This is a genomic window from Rhodopseudomonas sp. B29 (assembly GCF_000333455.1).
In the GTDB taxonomy this organism is placed as follows: Bacteria; Pseudomonadota; Alphaproteobacteria; order Rhizobiales; family Xanthobacteraceae; genus Rhodopseudomonas.
In genome coordinates this window covers 1-1,454 of sequence record NZ_BADD01000316.1, presented here as the reverse complement: position 1 = coordinate 1,454, position 1,454 = coordinate 1, and the positions used below count along the sequence as shown (strand labels likewise).

Genomic DNA, 1,454 nt, shown 5'->3' with positions numbered 1-1,454 from the left:
CGCTGCGGATCGCCTCGATCGATTGTCCCGACTTGATCAGTTCGAGATACCAAAGCCCGTCGCTGACATCGCCGAACAGCACGCAGCCGGTGAGCTTGTCGCCGCGGATCACCAGCTTGCGATAGGTGCCGAGCCCCGGATCGCTGAGCACGATCTCCTCGGTGCCGGGGCTGCCGAGAAAATCGCCGGCGGAAAACAGCTCGACGCCGGAGACTTTCAGATTGGTCGCCAGCACCGAGCCGCGATACGCGCCATCGCGGCCGGACAGATGCGCCGCCAGCGCGCGGGCCTGCTCGTAGGCCGGCTCGACGAGACCGTAGCAGGCGCCGCGATGCTCGGCGCATTCGCCGATCGCGTAGATGCCGCTCTTCGAAGTCTGCAACTGATCGTCGATCAGAATGCCGCGCGCGGTCTCGATGCCGGCCGCGGCCGCGAGATCGATGTTGGGGCGGATGCCGGCGGCGACGACGACCAGGTCAGCCTCAAGGCGCGTCTCATCGGCGAGGCGCACCGCCTGCACCCGGCCGTCGCCTTCGATCGCCGCGGTCGAGGCTTCGAGCCGCACATTGATGCCCTTGGCCTCGACTGCCGTCTTCAACATCGCGCCGGCGCGGGCATCGAGCTGCCGCTCCATCAGCCGATCCATCAGATGCACGACGGTGACGTCGGCGCCGGCCTTGGCGAGGCCATAGGCCGCTTCGAGACCGAGCAGGCCGCCGCCGATCACCACGGCTTTGCGCCCCTGCGAGGCGGCCTGTTCGATCGCCGCCACATCGGCGAGATCGCGAAACGTGGTGACGCCGGGCAGATCCATGCCGGGCACGTTCAGCCGGATCGGCTTGGAGCCGGTGGCGATCACCAGTTTGGAGAACGGCAGCGTCGCGCCGGTGGCGAGGCGGACGCGGCGGATATCGGCGTCGATGGCTTTGGCGGCGGCGCTCTCGCCGTACAGCAGCGTGACGCCGCGATCGCGCCACCACTGCGCCGGGCGCAGCTCGATGTCGGTGCGCGAGACTTCCCGCGCCAGCACCGACGACAGCAGCACGCGATTATAGGCCAGCCGCGGCTCGTCGCCGATCACCGCAATGGCGTAGCGGCCGAGCGCGGTCTTGGCGAGCTCCTCCACCAGCCGCACCGCGGCCATGCCGTTCCCGATGATGACGAGCGGCTCACTCATGGCAGGGCCTCATGCTGCAGCAGTGCGCGTGCGCAAGAGCCTTCTTCACCCTCCCCTTGAGGGGGAGGGTCGGCACGCAGTCCGCGCAGCGGAGTGCGTGACGGGGTGGGGTGAGCCGCGGGCACAGCGGATGAACTCTTCGCCACCCCACCCCGCTCGCTGCGCGAGCGACCCTCCCCCTCCAGGGGAGGGTGAAGGGGAGCGCCGCCGACGTCCGAACCCCTGCGCGGTGTCGCAAGACTGATCATCATGCGCTCACGCCATACGCTCGGAAATC

The 1,454-nt window shown here is 68.9% G+C and carries 1 protein-coding gene; it reads right to left on the bottom strand.

From position 1 onward, the window contains the following. On the bottom strand, positions 1-1,177 hold a 1,177-nt coding region (locus I5M_RS11555), incomplete at its 3' end, for an NAD(P)/FAD-dependent oxidoreductase (RefSeq protein WP_022721549.1). Positions 1,178-1,454 lie beyond the last annotated feature (277 nt).